The organism is Nonomuraea sp. NPDC049400, assembly GCF_044466425.1.
GTDB lineage: Bacteria > Actinomycetota > Actinomycetes > Streptosporangiales > Streptosporangiaceae > Nonomuraea.
Map to the genome: position 1 here is coordinate 334226 of NZ_JBITMP010000007.1, position 18617 is coordinate 352842.

Consider the following 18617-nt stretch of genomic DNA (forward strand, 5'->3'; position numbering starts at 1 on the left):
CACGGAAATGATTCGCATTCGTTGCCGAGCAGTAGGGGTGGCGAAGCGCTGGGTCTGGTATGCGATCACAATGCCATCGGGGCCTCGTCTTTGTACCCGCGCGGAAAGTTGACGACCATGGCTCGGTCGCTCCTGCGGCGGCTCGCCAGTGCTGTGGAGCTCGACCTGCGGTGGACGTCCGCGAGGCTCGACAGTATGGGCGCGCCCGAGTCCTACATCAGCGCGATCATGCGAGACGATCACCATGACGAACCAAGCCTGCGTGCGCTTCTCTCGCTGGCGGGCACCGCTGTCGAACGGGCGCTTGACCAGCCCTTGCGCCTGCTGCGTGAGCGCGGTGCGACGGATTCGGTGTTCGTGTGGCCGGGGCAGCATTATCGGCTGCTGGCCTCGATCGTCGAACTGCTGAAACCGCAGACGGTGGTGGAGATAGGCACCTTCGACGGAGCCAGCGCACTGGCCCTCCTGGAGAACTTGCCGGTGACCGGGCGGCTGGTGACGTTCGACGTTGTCCCGTGGTCACAGGTGGGTCAGACCCTGCTCCGTGCCCAAGACCTGGATGACGGGCGGCTGACGCCGATCACCGGCGATCTGTGCCGCCTCGAAGTGTTCGAGGCGCATGCGGAACTGTTACGAACGGCTGATCTTATCTTTTTGGACGGCCCCAAGGATGGGGAGTTCGAACCTTGCCTTATGTCCCGCCTCGGCACGGTCGGGATAAGACCGGGGACGCCCTTGCTTTTCGACGATATCCGACTGTGGAATATGCTGGAATTTTGGCACACGCTCGATCTTCCGAAGCTTGATTTGACCGGTTTTGGTCACTTCACAGGAACCGGCCTGGCCTTGTGGGAGGAGGGGCGTATCTAGCCGCTCCCAGGGCGCCGGTTCCGTCACCGTGGCAAAAGGATAAAGTCTGGCATTTGCCTCGCTAAGATTGGTCGCGATGAGTATGAAGAACACTGGACCGCCGGCTCCTCGTCTCGCCCGGATCCGGGACCGCTGGCTCAGCGTCGTGACCGACGCCCTCCAAGACGATCAGTTGATGGTCGGCGCCGCTCTGGTCGGCTCTCTGGGCGCCGGTCGTGCCGACGACTGGAGCGACATCGACCTCCTCCTCTTCATCGCGGAGGACGCGCACCTCGATGACTACGCGACGGCTGACCGCCTTCCCAATGGTCCAGGCCAGCTGACCTTCGCCATCGACGCCCGCCACAACGGCCCTCTCGGCACCAGAGCGGTCAGCGCTCAGTACGTCGTGGACGGGCTTCCGCTCTGGATCGACTGGCACATTCACCCGGTCTCTCTGGCGAACTGGCCTTCCGACAGCACCGTCCTCTTCGACCGGTGCGACATCGATCGGACCTCGGCCACCTTCTCCGAGTATCTCAATCGCGGCCAACACGAGTCGTCAACTCCGAAGACCCCTCACGACCACAAGGCCATGCGGCTGGCGCTCGTCCCGGTCGCCGGAAAGCAACTCGCCCGCCGCTCGCCGGAGACGGCCCAGACGATCGAGTTCCTCGGCGGCCCCCATGCGTCTGACGGCGATTGGAAAGACCATCTCGCCGCCCTGCGTCAGTTGCTCGACCAATTCGCGGCGCTCGGGCTCACTGACAGCCTCTCGGCCGGGTACGCCTATCTAGAAGTCCTGGAGGAAGCCCTGCACTGACTCGGCACGACGAACGGGAACACCCCAAAGCGGTCGCACTGTGCCCCCGTTCCGTCAGGTGGTGCTGATCCCGTATGCCTTCGACAGCTGTGATGGATCGCGGAGTGGCCGCCCTCATGTCACATCGATCTTCCCCTACGGGCATCAAGGCGACGAACGAGATCAAAGACGAACGAGATCAAACCGTACACCACTCCCGTGGACGCTAACGGTGGCGATCATCACCGGCAGCACCCGCCCAGGCCGGACCGAGGGATGACCACAAAGAATCAAGCCGTGGCCCCAGGCTCAGTCGTTGATGCTCTCCAAGGGCATTGCCGCGGCTTGGACGGGATTGTTGGACACGAACTCGAGAACCTGGACCGCCCATTCCTCAAGACTGAGTCCGTGGGAGTTTGCTGTCGCGGTCAAGCGATTGAGCTGTTCGTGTGAGAGCTTGATGCTCAAGCCCTTGGTACCCACCCAGGGGTATCCGTTGTTGCTCGCGGGGTTGTGCGCTTCCTCGACTGGAATTTCGTCGGCGCCAGCCATCGACTTAGGCCCTTGCCGCTCTCGGAGGCTCGCCCGCACCTCATTGCGTAACTTGTTCCGTGACCAAGTGAACTCTTCGGCCCTGCGCAGCCAGTAGTCCTGTTCGGGGGGATCGAGGGCGGCCACCTCGGCATGGTGGCCGAAACTGAGATGGTCCCGTCGGCGTGGCAGCGCGAACTGTCGGGCCACCCATGCGTAGTTGCGCAGGGTTTGGTAACTGAGCGAAGTCTTTCGCGCGGCCTCCTGGTAACGGTCTTGGAACGCGGATTCCCCATAGGCGAGCCAGTCGGCTATCCACCAGGTGGAAGAATTGGCCGCCCGAAGGAGTTCCAGGCCGATGAGTTCCCATGCGCGAAAGGTCGGGGTACCTGAAAAGACCAGGCCCGACTTCTGCAGGCAGACCGGGGCCTTCTTTGATATGGCCTCTGCGGAATTGAACGCGGATACTGTCACTTGCGGCAGCTCCCATATATTCCGGCGTATATGAAAAGGCGTCACCCTCGTTGCCGTGTCAGCTGAGCCAGTCCAAACGATTGACCTGTGAGTCTCATGGACGCCTCTGTTCGTGAGTGGCAGGGTTTCCCGGAGGGTAGTCGGAGTCCTCAAGGTAAGCGGCTGACGCCTTCTGGCTTGCCCGCCAGCTCCTCGATGCCGTCCTCGAATTCGATTCTCGGAATCCAGCCACCATTGGCGACCCGACTGCCACGCCTCAGATCAGGGGTAGAGCGTGTAGGTCTTGGTGTTGTTGCACACGATCGTGCCCGGGAGGCAGCGCTTGGCCCTGATCGTAATCCGGTCGAGGTTGGTGCGGGTCGTGGACCATTTGAAGCTCTTGTTGCCCTTGTTCCGGCCGGCCTCCTTGTACCCGCCGTAAATTTCGTCGCCGTTGCTCTTCTTGAAGGAGACCTCGACCACGGTCGTCCAGGCGTCGCTCTTGGTGTCCGTCACGCCGCCGCGCGCCTCGCCGTAGCCGTTGCTGCAGAGCTTCAGGACGTAGCTGACGAAGCCGTCCTTCGTGTTCAGCTTGCTCCACTTGTCCTTGCAGCTGGCCGAAGAGACGCTCGAGGAGGCGGTGGTGGTGGAGGCCATGGCGGTCGTGGCCGGCGTCAGTACGGCGAAGGCCGCAGAGACCCCGACAACAGTGGCGAGCATCTTCGAGGGGGAGAGTTTTCGCATGAGATTCGATCCTTGTCAGTTAACGAAAACTTCGCGGTGCTCCGCCTGTGATCAGAGCACCGCGAAGAATGCTAAACACCGGCGGTATAGCAGTGGTATGTCCACAGCAAGTCGGGGGTCGAACCAGGGCCACGGCGAGGTATCGATAACGGCCTGAGTGTCCGTTTCATGGCGTGACTGTTCGGGAGCTGCAAGAGGGTCTGGAGACTCGTCTGAGGACGAGAACAGGCACGACCTTCGAGATCATGAGGTTCTCGACGCCTAATGATCACCAGAGAAGGCCGTGCCTGTCCCCTCATCATCGCCGATCAGCGCTGCCCTTGGTCAACTGGCCGAACACGGGCCGGTGACCGCCTCCGCCGCCGACTGCCTCAGCCTGCTGGAATGCTTCCAACGCCTGCCCGATCCCCGCGATCCGCGTGGCGTCCGCCATGCGCTGGCATCGTTACTGGCCGGTGCTGCGGCTGCCGTGTTGGCCGGCGCGCGCTCGTTCACCGCGATCGGTGAGTGGATCGCTGATGCCCCTGCCCAGGTGATGGCCGTCCTCGGCGTCCGGCGGGATCCGCTGAGCCGAGCATGGCAGCCACCGGACGAGTCCACCGTGCGGCGCCTGTTCGAGCAGCTCGATACTGACGCCCTGGATGAGGCGGTGTACTCCTGGCTGGCTAGCCGGGCCACCACTGCCGGCACCGCTGCGGAGAGCCCGGCTCGTGCGCGTCGCCGAGCTGTGGCCGTCGACGGCAAGGCCCTGCGCGGCGCACGCAACCGTGATGGTGAGCCGGTACATCTGCTGGCCGCCCTCGGCCACGGCAGCGGCCTGGTGTTCGCGCAGACCGACGTGGGCAGAAAGACCAACGAGATCACCCGTTTCCAGCCCTTGCTGGAGCGTCTCGACCTGCACGATTGCGTGGTCACCGCCGATGCCCTGCACACCCAGCGCGAGCACGCCACCTTCCTCATCGAGCAGAAACGGGCGCACTACGTACTGATCGTCAAGAAGAACCAGCCCAGCCTGTACGCGCAGGTCAAACGGCTGTCATGGAAACAGATCCCCATCCAGCACCGCGAACGTGACCGCGGGCACGGACGCGAAGAACGCCGCACCCTCAAAGTCGTCACCGTCAAGGTCGGCCTGCTGTTCCCCCACGCCGTCCAGGCGATGCAGATCAAGCGACAGGTCAGGGACAGCAGCGCGGGCAGATGGCGGACCGTGACCGTCTACGCGATCACCGATCTACCCGCCTGGCAGGCCCCTCCCGCCGACCTGGCCGCCTGGATCCGCGGCCACTGGAGCATCGAGAACCGACTGCATTACGTCCGCGACGTCACCTACGCCGAAGACCACAGCCAGGTCCGCACCGGCAACGCACCCCGCGCCATGGCCACCCTGCGCAACCTGGCCATAGGCGCCCTACGCCTGAACGGCGCCGGCAACATCGCCCAAGCCATCCGCTACACCTCCCGCGACGCCACCCGCGCTCTCGCCGTCCTCAACCTCGCGTGATCCGGAAACAGGACAAAACTCCACTACGCCGGGGCTCTGGCTCGTCCTCTGAAAGCACAGGAGGGTTCGATACGAGGCTGAGCATCGCATCAGTCTCGAAGTCACCAATAGAGCGCGAGGACAGGTGTTGGAGGAGAGCGCTCGTCCAAGGCTCGCACTCCGAGTTCCGCGATATAACACTCCGCGCGCCACTTATCTTTGCGCTGAGGTCAGCTGTAAGTAGTTCTTTGGCAATCTCGTCGATTTGGACGATGTCACGGTCTGTAAGATCAACGATCTCTCGCGCAATTCGAATCAGCTCCCGAGGCAGGCCGCCGGCCATGCAGTAGCACAGGCAAAGCAGCACGTCACTCAGGCCAACCACTCGCCCACGAAGTAGCGCCATGGTATCTGTCAGATTGAGGTAGCGGATGCGCACGACCGCATCGAATGCGCTGTCAAAGGCATCTCGAACGGGTAGCCCGCGCTGTTCGAAGGCGGCTAACGCCTCGTTGGAGACGGAAACGAGAAACAGGCAGCCCGGAGCTTCGGTGACAAAAAGACCTTTGATCTCATTGGTGAATTGTTGCGCCTTGTCGATTGATGGAATTTTGTCGAGCTCATCGATCACGATTACGATCGACGTAGCAGGCAGATTCGGCGCAGCTTTGAGCACCGCCAACGCTGTTGTCACGAAATCCCGAAAGTCATGCAAAATCTCTGGATAAGTTTTTCCTTGCTTGGCCCACTCGACACTCCGTGTTCTGCTCGCTTCTGCGCCGAGTGGCAGTTTGAGTTTCCCTGACCAGCCAGATGTGTATTTCTGCTGGAATGTCACTTCGTCTAGCTTGGATTCGGCGAATCTACGCAGTGATGCGATGTCATCAACGCGACTGTTGTTTACACGCAGGCTCGCTGTCTGTGCTCTATGGCGGTCGCGCAAGACGTAGACTATCGTAGCGGCGATCAGGCAACTTCCGGCGAAGGCAAGCCAATTTGCCGCGATAAACGGCATAACGACGTCGCGCACACCGGTGAAGAACTGGGCCGTTTCGGCCAGTAGGCTCGAATTGCTTTGAAGGAGCCAGGTGGCGGCGAAGCCGATGCCCAAAATGAGGGGACTCCACGTCGTAAGGCGCTGAAAAGTCTTTGGAAGCAGATAAGAGCTATCAGCGCTGGCCCTCGCTGGTTCTTTGCGAGCTGCGAATTCGATAACCGCTCGACATAGGCGTCCGTATAGATGGAGGGCGAACTCGCGAGCTTCATATTCGACGGGCACGCTCTCCATAATGGAGATAGGTGGGCTTACTCCTGCCTCCAGGAAAAGGCCTGAACGCTGAGCCTCAAGAAGTGTAGTTTTTCCTGATCCACGAGGCCCTGCGATGCCGATGGCCCCTCCATCGATACGGTCCAACAGTCTTTTGAATTCTTTGAAGACCGTTACAGGAACCACATACTCCTGGGCTCGCATTTGACGGAGCCCCGGCGCATCATGCGGCTTCGAGGCTAGAGAGAAACCCGGCGCTATCAGCTGGTTGATCCTTGCTCGCAAGTCGGGAGCTATGACACGGTCCATCATCGCGTCGTCCCACGTTGCTATGGCGCCGAACCGAGCCTCATCAAGCTCCCACTTTCGGGCTAGCCATACATCATCATAAGCGTGACCAATCTTAGGTTGCTTTGAAGACCAGGCTCGCGATACTCCCTTGCCGAAGCGTGTAAAAGACTTGTGCCATCCGACGAGGGCGGTTGACAGACTGCCCAAGGCGGCAAATCCCGGTGGTATGCCGCCGACTTGGGCGATGACTTGTCGGTGTAGAGGGGTGTAGAACTTGAAGGCTGCAAAACCCGACTCGTACCATGCGCCGTAGCGGAGGTACAGGACCGAGTACCCAAAGAGTAGTACCAGGAAAGTGAACAATCCACCCGCGGCGGCGACACTCAATCCTGCCGCGTCAGTTGTCGATAGCCATATCAAGCTGATAGGCGCAGCCGCTGAACAGATAAGACACAAAGCCCCAATAAACGTGCCAGTTGTGAATCTGCCCGTGAATAAACCGGGGGTGTCGCTCTGAATGCCTAATACGGATGCTGCTAGATGCAGTAGGAAGGAGACGATGAATAGCACAAGCAAGCTGACAACGCTTACTCCGGTTATCGTCTGAGCTGCTCCAAAAAGTTGCAGGAGGGTGTTCCAGGAGTAAGCCAGATAGGTGACGTAGGCAGCGGTTATGGCGAAGGCGGCAGCACCGAAAATCAGGCTGATCGGCAGAGCGTACTTAGCGACTCTAGCGAATTGCGTGCGGCCAGATATCTCATGTTGCGCGATCGCAGCGTCGGCTTCACGAATTGCCGCAATCTCGACGTTGGTCGCTGACATCGAAGCCAGCGCGGTGGTAGTAGCCTCCCCCGCCAGCTGGCTCACTTTCAGCTCGCTTCGTTGCGTGGCTTCTGTGAACTCGGGCTGATCAAGAACGCGAGATACAAGATCGCTAATACGATCTCCAAGTTCTCGCAGCAGCTGATCGTCGGTCGCGTTAGGTGACAAGCGTGCCCCCATGTCCGGAAGTGCATCGTTCCGGCATCGCCGCACCATCTAAGCCCTGCTGGTCACACTGTCATAGTGGGATAGGGCAGGACGCCCCCGATTGCTGCATGCCTGATACTGGCGGGACTTTATCTAGCACAGCGACGGAGCGCTAGTCGGTAAGTGACATATGTGGCTTCTGAGCTCAGAGTGGCGAGTGGTTCGAAAGACCTAGATGTGCTCAGGGGCTGCAGTCGCTAGCAGGAAGACCGTGGATCCGCGCATGATCGGCACCGCTCGCAGTGTGCTCCTGCTGGGACTCACATCCACGTCCATAACCTGGCGTCGGCGGAAGACGGCATCCATACAGATGGACGCGGAACAGGCAGCGCTCTGCCGAGTAGTGCATTCCACGTAGCATCGCCGTTCCTGTCGCGCCACGCGCTGCTCCCTCTCCCGCTGCCGTGGGAAGGCATTGGGAAGGATCAGTCGCAATCGATCGGTGACAGTCGTACAGCACCGGACACATCAAGAAGCCCTTGATTAGCGTTCCCGCTGGTCAGGGGCGCTTTTATGCTGGTCGGACCCGGTGCCCCGGCGAGGGACCCAGAAGAAGGAAAGAAACCACGGTACGACAGCGCGCCAGCTCCCCAGCTGCTCATGGCCTGGGTGAGCGCTTCTTTCATGGTGGTCCAGTCGGTCATGACGACGCTGCCGCCGAGAGCGGCGTCGTAGTAGCCGACTTGGGACCGGAGGAAGTGCTCCATGAAGGCGTCGGGGTAGTGCAGGCTCTTGGCCGTGAAGTAGCTGCGGAAGAAGGCCGCCGCCTGCTGTGAGGCATGGCTGGTGTCCACGACATCCGGGTAGACACCGGCGCGGCGTTCGGTTGGCTTGGACGGTGTTGTCGCCGGTGCGGCCCCGGCTGCCGAAGCGGAACCGAAAAGTGCCAGTCCGGCGGCAGCACCGCCGGCGGTCAGGAGTGCTCGTCTGTCCATCATGAACCTTTCGGGGACATGGGCCGTCGTGTCGGCGGCCCGGGCACGCAGCTATGCGCGGGGAGAGGCGGTGGGCAAGGCGCCGTGTCCAGTCGGATCACGATGCGTGCGGCCCTTAATCGGCACCGGTCCCGTGCGATGCCGACGGCGGCGTGAGTCGGCCCGGTACCAGGCTCGGGAGGTGAGGGCCGCCTGCGTCAGTGCATGATCACCGGCGTCTGGGTTTCGAGTGCCTCGCCCGTGCTCGTATCGGTCGACGCGCGGCCCGCGTTGATCAGGGCCAGCGCTATGGCGCCGGCGGCAGCCACGATGCCTGCGGCGACCCAGGCGGCGTTGGCATAGCCGTGCACCATGCCCTGGAGCTGTACCAGTTGCTGCTGCGACTTCGTCGTGGCCGTGGTGATGTGGTCCTGGATGTAGGAGGTCATGGCGGAGGCGGCGATCGTGTTGAGCAGGGCCGTGCCGATCGCGCCGCCCAGCTGCTGCGAGGTGTTGACCATGGCGGAGGCGACACCCGCGTCCCGCGGCTCCACCCCTTGCGTGGCCACGGAGTTGCCGGGCACGAACCCGGTGCCCAGGCCGATGCCGATGATCAGCTCGGCCGGCAGGAGGAGAGCGGCGTAGGAGGAGTCGACCTCAATCCGGGTCACCAGGAACAAGCCGATGGCGGCGATCAGAAAGCCTGGGCCCATCAGCAGCCGCGTCGGAACGCGGGTCATCAGGCGGACGCCGATCTGGGTCGTGCCGGTCATCACCCCCACCACCAACGGCAGGAAGGCGAAGCCGGTCTCGACCGGCGAGAACCCCTTGACGACCTGCAGGTAGTAGGTGAGGAAGAGGGACACGCCGTAGATCGCGATGTTCGCGAGCCCCAGGGAGAGATAGGCGCCGCCGCGGCTGCGTTCGGTGACCACCCGCAGGGGCAGGAGCGGGGCCTTGACCCGGGACTCGGTGACGGCGAAGGCGAGCAGCAGGACGGCCGAGGCCGCGAACAGACCTAGGGTGAGGGGGTCCGTCCAGCCGTCGGACTCAGCGCGGGTGAAGCCGTAGACGAGGGCGACCAGGCCGGTGGCGGACAGGAGTACGCCGGGGATGTCGAGCGGGTTGCGGTTGCGGCCGCCCTCCGGCTCACGGACCACGAACCAGGCGCCGACTGCGGCGATCGCGGCGAAGGGGATGTTGACGTAGAAGGTCCAGCGCCAGTTCAGGGACTCGGTGAGCACGCCGCCGAGGATGAGGCCGACGGCGCCTCCGGCTCCGGAGATCGCACCGTAGATGCCGAACGCCCTGGCGCGCTCCTTGGCGTCCGTGAACATCACGGAGATCAGGGACAGCGCGGCGGGGGCGAGTATCGCGCCGAACACGCCCTGCAATGCGCGGGAACTGAACATCATGGCCTCGTCGGTGGCGGCGCCCCCCAGTGCGGAGGCCGCGCCGAACCCGATCAGACCGACGACGAAGGCGCGTTTGCGGCCCCACAGGTCGGAGATCCGGCCGCCGAACAGGAGCAGACCGCCGAAGGCGAGAGCGTAGGCCGTGATGACCCACTGCCGGTTGCCGTCGGAGATGCCCAGGTCCTGCTGGGCGGAGGGCAGGGCGATGTTCACGATGGTGACGTCGAGGATGACCATGAGCTGGGCGAGCGCGATGAAAACGAGGGCTCGCCAGCGGTTGGCGTCGGTGACGCCGGGAGGCTTGAGGGTTGTTTCGGACATAGGGGTCCCCCTTCGGGACTTCGCAAGGAAATGGCGGAAATGCTGCACAGCGGATGCGGCAGGCGGGGAGCGTCCTGGGCCCGGCGAGGGACTGGGGGTGGTCCGCTGCCGGGCCCAGAAGCCGGCGCCGATCCCGCCCCCGCGACGATCGGCGCGGTGGGGCCGCCTCCGCTCAAGGCGGTCCCGTCTGGGAAAGAATGACCTCCGTGGACCGGGCGGCAGCTCGGTGCCTGCCTCTACCTGCCTCTAAGGGACGGGTGACGTATGGAAGTTCGGCATCGGGGCGGACGGACAGTCAGCCTTGGGCCGTCCAACCTGCTCAGATCTTGATGACGAGCTTGCCCCGGGCATGGCCGGCCTGGCTGCGGGCGTGGGCCTGGGCGATCTGGTCGAGGAGGTACGTGGCTTCGATGTGGGGGACGTACGCCCCGGCCGCCCCCAGGCCCGCGGCCTCCACCAGAGAAGCCGGCGTAGCAACGTCGGGGGCGAGGGAGAGACGGGCGCCGTGTTCGGGGGCGGTGGGGTCGGCGATGGAGACGACGGCTGCGGGAGCGGGCGCGATCTTGACGAGGTCCGGCAGGGAACCAGCGCCCGCCACGTCGACGACGACGTCCACACCGCCGGGAGCGAGCGTGCTCACGCGGTCCGCCAGCCCGGGCCCGTAGGTCGTCGGCGTGGCACCGAGCGAGCGCAGATACTCCTGGTTGCCCTGGCTGGCGGTGCCGATCACGGTGGCCCCGCGTGCGACGGCGAACTGGACCATGGCGCTGCCGACGCCGCCGGAGGCGCCCTCAACCAGCAGCGTGCTGCCCGCACCGACCTTCATCTCGTTCAGCACGCGGACTGTCGTCTCGGCCGCCACTCCCACGGCTGCGGCCTGCTCCATCGTCCACGCGTCCGGTACCGGCGCCCATTCATAGAGCACCGCGTACTCGGCCGTGGTCCCCACGCTCGAGTTCCCGAACACCCGGTCGCCGACGGCGACGCCAGTCACGCCGTCACCGACCTCGTCCACCACTCCGGCTCCGTCCCGGCCCGGGATCTTCGGGAACTGCAGCGGCATCATCTCCTTCAGGTACCCGGCCCGGAGCTTGGAGTCGATCGGGTTGACACTGGCGGCCTCGACCCGGATCCGGACCTCGCCCGGACCTGCGTGCGGCTCGGGCACGTCCTCGACCCTCAGCACCGACGGGTCGCCGTACTCGTGATAGGTCACTGCTCGCATCGAAAGGGACCTCCAAGTCCTTTATAAAACCGGATAGTTGCGATGGCTGGGTGGGCGGTGGGCAGGCGCCACGCTGCGGGGCGCTCAGGGGGCCTCGGTGACCCTGACGATGGCCTTTCCGCGGGCGCGTCCCGTCTGGAGATGTCAGCGGATCAGGCCTGAGCTGAGGCGCCGCCGGGTTCCAAGACCGTGGGCGGCGCCCACACCGGGTTGTTCACAGTCGCATCAAGTGATTCCCCGGGGACACATCCGCGGTCGGCCCGCCGGTGCGGCGGGCCGCTGCGGGTCACTGCTTCCAGAAGCCCTCGAGGAGGTACGGGTCCTTCACCTCGTCGAAGCCGATGGGGCGGAGTACGTAGTCGCAGGTGAGGGTCCGGTACGGGGCGGTCAGGCCGCGTGCTTCCCACTCGGCGGGATCGTCGTGCAGTTCGGTCTTGTGGATCAAGTCCCGCGCGATCGCACCCTCGCTGACCGTGTCGACGAGCGGATCGCCCTCGAAGTGGATCTGGTGGGTCAGCATGTGATGGTCCTCGTGGCTGATGTACGCGTGGATGTGCCTGGCGCGCGAGTTGGCCCGTCCCAGCATGTTCAGGAGGTCGTCGAGGGGGCTGCCCGGGACCGCCGCGGGCTCCACGCCCGGCACGACGGTCCGGTACTCGTAGCGGCCCTCGGCATCCGTGACGATCTTGCCGCGCAGGTGGTACTTCGGCAGGTCGAAGTCGACGACGTCGAGGTCCTCCAGGGGGCCTGCCTGCTCGGGCGTCAGACCCGCATACCTGCCGTCGGCGGTGGTCTGCCAGAGATCGATCACCGCGCCGGGCAGCGGCTTGCCCGAGGTCGACCGTACGACGCCGGAGACGATCAGGGTCTCCCCCGGCTCGTTGGGCGCCATCGGCAGCACGCCGGGGTTCTCGATCTCCGGTGCCCCGGGCACGTAGGCGGGTCCGGTCGGCATCCACGTGGAGGCGCCGTCCTTCTCCGGGTCGGCGTAGGCCCTGCCGTGACTGACCTCCATCGGGCGAGCGCCGATGAGCTGGATCGCCGCCAGGAGGAAGTCCCCTGACTCGACCAGCTTCGTCAGGTAGGTGATGGCCCGGCCCAGTTCGTCAAACGTGATGCCGTGCCTGAGCGCCACGTCCCCGAACGCCTTCTGGAGGTCGTCGAACACGACGCGCAGCCGCTTGTTGAACTCGATGTCGGTGCGGGGGGTCTCAGTTGTTGTCACAGTCACTCCGTTCCGGCGTCGCCGTCGATATACGGCGCGCCTAATTTCCGAAAACTGTTGTGCATGACGGGGGTGTGGATCATGGGGAGTGGCAGCCTCCTGCGTTCCAGACGAGGGGTGCCTTGCGGTTCCAGGTGTTCTTCTCGAGCGTGTCGAGGAGGAAGCGGGCGAGATCGGCGCGGTTGATCCGCGTCCCTGGCTTCTCGGTGCCAGCTGCCAAGTCCGGTCAGCGCCGCCAATCCCGAGATGGGCAGGGCCGCCGCCGCGCCGAGAGACAGGTGCGCCGGCTTGTGCACCAGGAGGTCCGCGGAGGCCGCCGCGTACTCGGCGAACCCACCGGGCCGGATCGACCCGTACATGCTCGTCACCCGGCTTGAACCTGGTGACGCCCGAGCCGACGGCCTCGGCCCGCCCGGCGACGTCGCCGCCGAGGACGGGCTTCCTCGGCGACGCAGCCCGGTGGCCGGGCGCGGGTACAGGTGGCTCGGCGCGCAGCTTGTGGGTGCCGAGCGGGTTCACCGCCGCGGAGTTGATCCGCATCAGCACTTCTCGGGCCTTCGGCACCGGCTTGTCGATTCTTTCGAGCCGCAGGACATCGGTCGCGGAGCCGTACTCGCGGTGGACGATCGCTTCCGCGGCGGGGGCCTCCTGGTGTTTTTCCTGGGGACGGGCAGAGGGCCCGGAGTCCCGCGCGTCCTCGCTGCCGCTCGCCTCCGCCGGCCCCTGCCGCCGAGTTCCGGCGCGGACGCCGCGTTGACGAACTTCGACTGCCGGTCGGACCGCATCGGTGCGTACGTGCGGGCACCGGTCAGGTCCTGTATGGCGCGGCGGCGTCCACGCGTTGTCGCTCGGGACGTCCACCAGCCCGTCCGCGACGGCCCGGGGGCCCTTCGCCTCCTCGCACACCGCCAGGACGACGCCGCCTGCCTCCGTGTCGATGAACGTCTGCTCGGCCAGGTCGGGACACGGATGCGGGGCCCTGTTGCTCGCTGACATGCTTCCCAGGCTGCCATTAATGACACATTGAGTCAAATAAGTCCTGGCGAGCCCACTGCGGCGCAAGGTAGCATCGGAGTCGTGGTGGATATGAACGCGGCCCCAACGGCCGACATCGCGGAGCGCAAGCGTCAGCTCGTACGCGGCGAACTGGCCGAGGCTGCCGTGACGTTGCTGGCTGATCAGGGATTCGAGGAGACGACGGTCGACCAGATCGCGGCCGCCGTGGGGTTGTCACGCCGGACGTTCTCCCGTTACTTCCAGTCCAAGGAAGACGTGGTCGTGCACATGATGTCGGGACCCAGTGCGCGGATGTGCGCGGAACTGCGCGCCCGGCCCGCCGACGAACCGCCCGCGGTAGCGCTCCGCCACGCGCTGTCGGTTATCACTTCGCTGAGCGTCGCCAATCCGGACAAGACACTGCACGTGAGCAGGCTGATCCTGGACACGCCGGCCGTGCTGGCCCGGTTCCTGGAGCGGCTGTCGCGGTGGCAGACCGAGATGGCCGGCATCCTCGCCCACCGCACCGGGCTGGATCCTGACGCCGACATGCGCCCTGCCCTTGCCGCCGGTGTGGCGCTCACCGCGTTCCAGACCGGGCTGCGCCGCTGGGTGGACAGCGATGGCACCGAGGCCTTGGATGAGCTGGTCGACCAGGCTTTCGCGATGATCACCCCGGCGCTTGACCTCGGCACAGCACCGAGCTGAACCTGCCCGCGGCCCGGTAGGCGTCGATCCCGCTGCCGAGGCCGAGCCGTTCCCGCTGTGCCGCCTCCGCGCCCGCATGAGGAGCCGCTCGCCCCTCGGGAAGTGGACCTGATGGGCATGGCATGCGGTGCCCGGCCTCGATGTGTGGGGCCGGGCACCGCATGGGTGGCTGGGTTAGCGCCGCCGCCCGGATCAACTGCGGCCAGATGCCGCCCCGTGCCCGATTTCGTCACACCGGGATCTGATTGACACATTGAGACATACATGTCAGGATGAGTCACATGGAGAGCAAATGGACGGCCGACCGGATCCCGGACCTGGCCGGAAGGACCTTCGTCGTCACCGGGGCCAACAGCGGCCTCGGACTGGCCACCACCCGGCACGTGGCTCGCCGCGGCGCGCATGTCGTGATGGCCGTGCGGAACGAGGCCAAGGGGCGCCAAGCCGCCGCGGAGATCAGTGATGCCCACCCCGGGGCGAGCCTTGAGGTGCGCCACGTGGACCTCGTCGACCTGGATTCGGTGCGCGCGTTCGCCGCCGGGATGCACGCCGACGGGGTGGGGGTGGACGTCCTGGTCAACAACGCGGGAGTGATGGCGGCGCCCCGCCGGTTGTCCCCGCAGGGGCACGAGTCGCAGTTCGCCGGCAATCACCTGGGCCATTTCGCCCTCACCGGCTTGCTGTTGGACCTGCTGCAGGCGGGCAGCGATCCCCGGGTGGTGACCGTCACCTCGGTGGGGCACCACGGCGGCAAGATCTTTTTCGACGACCTGACCGGTGAGCGGAAGTACGCGCCGGTGGCGTATTACGACCAGTCGAAGTTCGCCAATGTCCTGTTCGGGTTGGAACTCGATCGCAGGCTGCGCGCTGCGGGGAGTCCGGTGCGCAGCCTGCTGGCCCATCCCGGGCTCTCGGCCACGAACCTGACGTCCACCGGCCCGACCGGCCTGATCAAAGTGGGCGGCGCGATCGTCAAGGCTCTGGTCTCCCAAGACGTCGACCGGGGCGTGCTGCCCCAGCTGTACGCCGCGACCGCGCCGGACGCCCGCGGCGGAGAGCTCTACGGTCCCGACGGCTGGAAGGAATTCCGCGGACATCCCACGACGGTCCCTCCGGACCCTGCGGCCGAAGACCCGGACACGGCACGTCGGCTGTGGGATCTGTCCGAGGAGCTGACTGGGGTTCGCTTCGCCCTCGCCGCCTCGTCCTGACCCGGGCTGTCGGCTTCAGCTCGCGTCGAAGACTGCCCGATTTCGTCATCTGATCGCTTTTCTCGAAAGGACATTTCATGCCTACCATCGCCATTGTCGGGGCCGGCTCCGGCATGGGCCTGTCGATCGCCAAGGTGTTCGGCCGTAACGGTTTCTCCGTGGCGCTCATGGCACGGACCCAGGAGAAACTGAACGGGCTCGCCGCAGAATTGGGCGAGGCGGGGATCGAGGCGGCCGGGTTCGCGGCCGATGTCACGGACCGGCCGTCCCTGGCCGCCGCGTTCACCCGCATCAAGGAGCGGTTCGGCCAAGTCGACGTACTGGAGTACTCGCCCGCGCCGAAGATGAACCCCGAGGCCATGATCGCTCCGTTGGACGCGACGGTGGAGAACCTCCAGCCGGAGCTGGACTACTACCTCTACGGCGGTCTCACCGCGGCACAGCAGGTACTCCCCGAGATGATCGAACGCGACGCCGGCACCCTCCTGTTCACCACCGGCGGGTCCTCTCTGGAGGTACTCGCCGGGCCGCCCGAGTTCGGCAACATCGCCGTCGCCACGGCCGCCCTTCGGGCCTACGTGCTCAAGCTCAACCAGGTGCTCACCGGCACGGGCGTGTACGCGGCGCACGTGCCGATCTTCGCCTGGATCGGCTCCGGCGGCCCGGAAACCCAGGCCGACACCATCGCCGAGCGCTACTGGGACATCTACACCAAGCGCGAGGGCGCCGAGCACCCCTACGACGTCCGGTGAGGTACCGGCTGACCCGTTCCGGAGAAAGAGGCGATCATGTCCCCGGCGATCTTCATCCGGAAAGCTCACGAGTACGACGACGTCTACTCCTACTGGTTTCGCCATCCCACGCTTCGCTACGAGGCAGGACGGTACGTCCATCTGCAGATCGGGGCGCTCTGGTCGGGCGGTGCGGTGCGGGAGCTGTCGTTCGCTTCCGCACCACATGAGGAGGAGTTGATGTTCACCGTCCATATTGGATCCGGAAGCCGCTACAAGCGCCGTCTCCATACTCTTCGACCGGGGGACCGGGTGAGGGCGTTCTTGGTCGGCGGCAACGTTGTGCTCCCCAAACGGCCCACCGGTAAACCGCTCGTGTTCATCGCCGGCGGCGTGGGCATGGCTCCGTTCCGTTCGTTGATACTCGAGGCGCACCGTCGCGGCGGCTTCGATCTGCGGGTGATTCAGGTCCAGCGTGGCGACTTCCTGTACCGTCACGAACTCGAGCCGCTCGTCGCGGAGTACGCGGGGGTGCGGCCCGAGGAGCTCATCGGCCATGTCCGGGCACAGGCCGCCGCAACGCCGGAGGCCCTGTTCTACACTTGCGGCTCGCGTCGGCTCATCACGACTGTCCGGGACGAACTGACGGCGGCGGGCGTCGACAAACGGAGCATTCTGATCGAGAACTTCGGATGACGTCCGGTGATGTGGCGCCAGAACGCGGTGTGGGCCAGTCTGCGGCGGCCCACACCGCTTTTCTGTTGGCAGAAGCCTGGGTCAGTTCGTGCCGGTGGTGAGGTCGAGTGCCGGCGTGACAGCCGCGAAAGCCTCATCGACCAGTTCGTCCATGTCGGCGGTGCCACCGCCGTCCACCCAGCGACGCAGCGCGGCATTGAACGCGGTCAATGCGACACCGGCGGCGATCCTCGGCCGCAGATCGGCCTCCGGGGCGAGACCGGTGCGCTCCGCCAGGATCGTCGTCATCTCGTCCTGCCAGTACGACTGCCGTTCCAGGAACCGGGCCAGCAGAGCCGGTGTACCGAGCATCAGCCCGGTCACATGCTGCGTCTTGTCCGGATTGCCGGCCATCAGCGCCGTGATCACCGATAGCGCGTGACGCAATGCCACCGCGGGCGGCTCGTCGGCCGGCCGGGCGCGCAGTGCCGCACACAACTGCGTGCCGGCTCCCGCGAGCATGTGCACAATGACGTCTTCCTTGGACTCGAAGTAGCGGGAGAACGTGCGGCGCGACATCCCCACGGCGGCCGCGATCTGCTCGACCGTCGTCTCGTCGAATCCCTGACTGGCCAGCAACTTGACGGCGGCTTCGGTCAGCTCGTCGCGCACTAGCTGACGCTTGCGCTCGGCCATGTCGACCGCTGGGGCTGCGTACATATCCACCAGCGCATGCTACCTCGCGTTAATCCAGTCTCGCCAGGAAGCAATTGACTCAATGAGTCAATCGTGACAGCCTGGGAATCATGGTGGGAAGCAAGTGGACCGCGGACAGAATCCCCGACCTGAACGGGCGGACGGCTGTCGTCACCGGGGCCAACAGCGGCCTCGGCCTGGCCACCACCCGAGAACTCGCCCGGCACGGCGCGCACGTCGTGCTGGCGGTGCGCGACGAGGCCAAGGGGCGCAGGGCGGCCGCGACGATCAGCGGTGCCCGACCCGGTGCGCGCCTGGAGGTACGTCGTCTGGACCTGGCCGACCTGGACTCCGTCACAGCGTTCGCCGCCGGGATGCATGACCGCGGGCTCGGAGTGGACCTCCTGATCAACAACGCCGGTGTGATGGGGCCGCCCCGCACGCTGAATCGGCAGGGCCAGGAGGTGCAGTTCGCCAGTAACCACCTGGGCCACTTCGCCCTCACCGGCCTGCTGCTGGACCTGCTGCAGACCGGCCGCGATCCGCGGGTGGTGACCGTCACCTCTGATCTGCACCGCGGCGCGCGGATCGACTTCGACGACCTGACCGGCGCCCGGAGGTACGCGCCGATGCGGTTCTACCGGCAGTCCAAATTCGCCAACGTCGTGTTCGCGCTGGAGTTCGACCGCCGGCTGCGCGCGGTGGGCAGTCCGGTGCGCAGCCTGCTGGCCCATCCCGGGTTCTCGGCCACGAACCTGCAGACCAGTGGGCCGACCGGCCTCCTGCGGACCTTCGTCACACTCGGTCGCGGGCTGATGGCCCAGGACGCCTCGATGGGCGCCCTGCCCCAGCTGTACGCGGCGACCGCGCCCGCTGTCGCGGGTGGCCAGTTCTTCGGTCCGGACGGCTTCCGAGAGCTGCGTGGACATCCCACAACGGTCCGTCCCGACCCCGCGGCCGAGGACCTGGAGACCGCGCGGCGACTGTGGCAGCTCTCGGAGGATCTGACCGGCGTGTCCTACGCATCCACCTTCTCGGCCTGAAGCAGGCA

16 protein-coding genes and 1 pseudogene are annotated in these 18617 nt (G+C 65.4%); 8 read left to right on the forward strand and 9 right to left on the reverse strand.

All coding sequences use genetic code 11. From position 1 onward, the window contains the following. Window positions 1-195 precede the first annotated feature (195 nt). Both ACIBVN_RS13440 and ACIBVN_RS13445 read left to right on the forward strand, forming a co-directional pair. Entirely contained in the window at window positions 196-870 is a 675-nt protein-coding gene (locus tag ACIBVN_RS13440) for an O-methyltransferase (RefSeq protein WP_397135907.1), read from the forward strand. 145 nt (window positions 871-1015) lie between these two features. After that, a complete protein-coding gene (locus tag ACIBVN_RS13445) occupies window positions 1016-1672 on the forward strand; it encodes a hypothetical protein (RefSeq protein WP_397135909.1) in 657 nt (218 codons plus the stop codon). A gap of 288 nt (window positions 1673-1960) precedes the next feature. Here the strand turns inward: ACIBVN_RS13445 and ACIBVN_RS13450 are convergent, their stop codons facing one another. Both ACIBVN_RS13450 and ACIBVN_RS13455 read right to left on the reverse strand, forming a co-directional pair. Next, on the reverse strand, window positions 1961-2656 hold the full coding sequence (locus ACIBVN_RS13450; RefSeq protein ID WP_397135911.1) for an LmbU family transcriptional regulator: 696 nt from the start codon (window positions 2654-2656) through the stop codon (window positions 1961-1963). Window positions 2657-2917: 261 nt separating this feature from the next. Then, window positions 2918-3379, reverse strand: a complete 462-nt coding sequence (locus tag ACIBVN_RS13455) for a hypothetical protein (RefSeq protein WP_397135913.1) — start codon at window positions 3377-3379, stop codon at window positions 2918-2920. Window positions 3380-3725: 346 nt separating this feature from the next. On the opposite strand from ACIBVN_RS13455, the gene ACIBVN_RS13460 reads away from it, so the two are divergent. Next, window positions 3726-4883: an ISAs1 family transposase gene (locus ACIBVN_RS13460; protein ID WP_397135915.1), complete on the forward strand. Its 1158-nt coding sequence runs from the start codon at window positions 3726-3728 to the stop codon at window positions 4881-4883. Here the strand turns inward: ACIBVN_RS13460 and ACIBVN_RS13465 are convergent. The 6 genes and pseudogenes from ACIBVN_RS13465 to ACIBVN_RS13490 all read right to left on the reverse strand — a co-directional run. Beyond that, window positions 4870-7410, reverse strand: a complete 2541-nt coding sequence (locus ACIBVN_RS13465; RefSeq protein WP_397135917.1) for a hypothetical protein — start codon at window positions 7408-7410, stop codon at window positions 4870-4872. The two genes, ACIBVN_RS13460 and ACIBVN_RS13465, sit on opposite strands and share 14 nt — an antisense overlap. Window positions 7411-7874: 464 nt before the next feature. Then, a complete protein-coding gene (locus tag ACIBVN_RS13470) occupies window positions 7875-8387 on the reverse strand; it encodes a hypothetical protein (protein ID WP_349458093.1) in 513 nt (170 codons plus the stop codon). Window positions 8388-8581: 194 nt separating this feature from the next. Then, on the reverse strand, window positions 8582-10099 hold the full coding sequence (locus tag ACIBVN_RS13475) for an MFS transporter (RefSeq protein WP_397135919.1): 1518 nt from the start codon (window positions 10097-10099) through the stop codon (window positions 8582-8584). Window positions 10100-10418: 319 nt separating this feature from the next. Continuing rightward, complete coding sequence (locus ACIBVN_RS13480; RefSeq protein ID WP_397135921.1) at window positions 10419-11324, reverse strand: NADP-dependent oxidoreductase; 906 nt, start codon at window positions 11322-11324, stop codon at window positions 10419-10421. A gap of 286 nt (window positions 11325-11610) precedes the next feature. Continuing rightward, the gene (locus ACIBVN_RS13485; protein WP_397135980.1) at window positions 11611-12549 is read right to left on the reverse strand and encodes a hypothetical protein; all 939 of its coding nucleotides are present in this window, start codon (window positions 12547-12549) and stop codon (window positions 11611-11613) included. Between the two features lie 366 nt (window positions 12550-12915). After that, window positions 12916-13545 (reverse strand): annotated as a pseudogene (locus ACIBVN_RS13490) (alcohol dehydrogenase catalytic domain-containing protein); the annotation flags it as partial. A 90-nt stretch (window positions 13546-13635) separates the two neighbouring features. Here ACIBVN_RS13490 and ACIBVN_RS13495 point away from each other — a divergent pair. From ACIBVN_RS13495 to ACIBVN_RS13510, 4 genes are all read left to right on the forward strand, one after another. Continuing rightward, window positions 13636-14253, forward strand: coding sequence for a TetR family transcriptional regulator (locus tag ACIBVN_RS13495; protein WP_397135982.1), 618 nt, complete (start codon window positions 13636-13638; stop codon window positions 14251-14253). 281 nt (window positions 14254-14534) lie between these two features. After that, window positions 14535-15464: an oxidoreductase gene (locus ACIBVN_RS13500; RefSeq protein WP_349458088.1), complete on the forward strand. Its 930-nt coding sequence runs from the start codon at window positions 14535-14537 to the stop codon at window positions 15462-15464. 77 nt (window positions 15465-15541) lie between these two features. Further along, on the forward strand, window positions 15542-16216 hold the full coding sequence (locus ACIBVN_RS13505) for an SDR family NAD(P)-dependent oxidoreductase (protein WP_397135924.1): 675 nt from the start codon (window positions 15542-15544) through the stop codon (window positions 16214-16216). A 36-nt stretch (window positions 16217-16252) separates the two neighbouring features. Next, window positions 16253-16891 (forward strand): ferredoxin--NADP reductase, encoded by a 639-nt coding sequence (locus ACIBVN_RS13510; RefSeq protein ID WP_397135926.1) that lies wholly within the window; start codon window positions 16253-16255, stop codon window positions 16889-16891. A gap of 81 nt (window positions 16892-16972) precedes the next feature. On the opposite strand, the gene ACIBVN_RS13515 is transcribed toward ACIBVN_RS13510, so the two are convergent. After that, complete coding sequence (locus tag ACIBVN_RS13515; protein WP_397135984.1) at window positions 16973-17590, reverse strand: TetR family transcriptional regulator; 618 nt, start codon at window positions 17588-17590, stop codon at window positions 16973-16975. A gap of 86 nt (window positions 17591-17676) precedes the next feature. Between ACIBVN_RS13515 and ACIBVN_RS13520 the strand changes: the two genes are divergently transcribed. Next, window positions 17677-18609 (forward strand): oxidoreductase, encoded by a 933-nt coding sequence (locus ACIBVN_RS13520; RefSeq protein ID WP_397135928.1) that lies wholly within the window; start codon window positions 17677-17679, stop codon window positions 18607-18609. The last annotated feature ends 8 nt before the right edge of the window (window positions 18610-18617 follow it).

Coding starts and splice junctions, on each gene's coding strand:
- ACIBVN_RS13440 (WP_397135907.1), top strand. CDS start 196: ATGGGCGCGCCCGAGTCCTACATCAGCGCGATCATGCGAGACGATCAC.
- ACIBVN_RS13455 (WP_397135913.1), bottom strand. CDS start 3,379: ATGCGAAAACTCTCCCCCTCGAAGATGCTCGCCACTGTTGTCGGGGTC.
- ACIBVN_RS13470 (WP_349458093.1), bottom strand. CDS start 8,387: ATGATGGACAGACGAGCACTCCTGACCGCCGGCGGTGCTGCCGCCGGA.
- ACIBVN_RS13475 (WP_397135919.1), bottom strand. CDS start 10,099: ATGTCCGAAACAACCCTCAAGCCTCCCGGCGTCACCGACGCCAACCGC.
- ACIBVN_RS13480 (WP_397135921.1), bottom strand. CDS start 11,324: ATGCGAGCAGTGACCTATCACGAGTACGGCGACCCGTCGGTGCTGAGG.
- ACIBVN_RS13495 (WP_397135982.1), top strand. CDS start 13,636: ATGAACGCGGCCCCAACGGCCGACATCGCGGAGCGCAAGCGTCAGCTC.
- ACIBVN_RS13500 (WP_349458088.1), top strand. CDS start 14,535: ATGGAGAGCAAATGGACGGCCGACCGGATCCCGGACCTGGCCGGAAGG.
- ACIBVN_RS13505 (WP_397135924.1), top strand. CDS start 15,542: ATGCCTACCATCGCCATTGTCGGGGCCGGCTCCGGCATGGGCCTGTCG.
- ACIBVN_RS13510 (WP_397135926.1), top strand. CDS start 16,253: ATGTCCCCGGCGATCTTCATCCGGAAAGCTCACGAGTACGACGACGTC.
- ACIBVN_RS13515 (WP_397135984.1), bottom strand. CDS start 17,590: ATGTACGCAGCCCCAGCGGTCGACATGGCCGAGCGCAAGCGTCAGCTA.
- ACIBVN_RS13520 (WP_397135928.1), top strand. CDS start 17,677: ATGGTGGGAAGCAAGTGGACCGCGGACAGAATCCCCGACCTGAACGGG.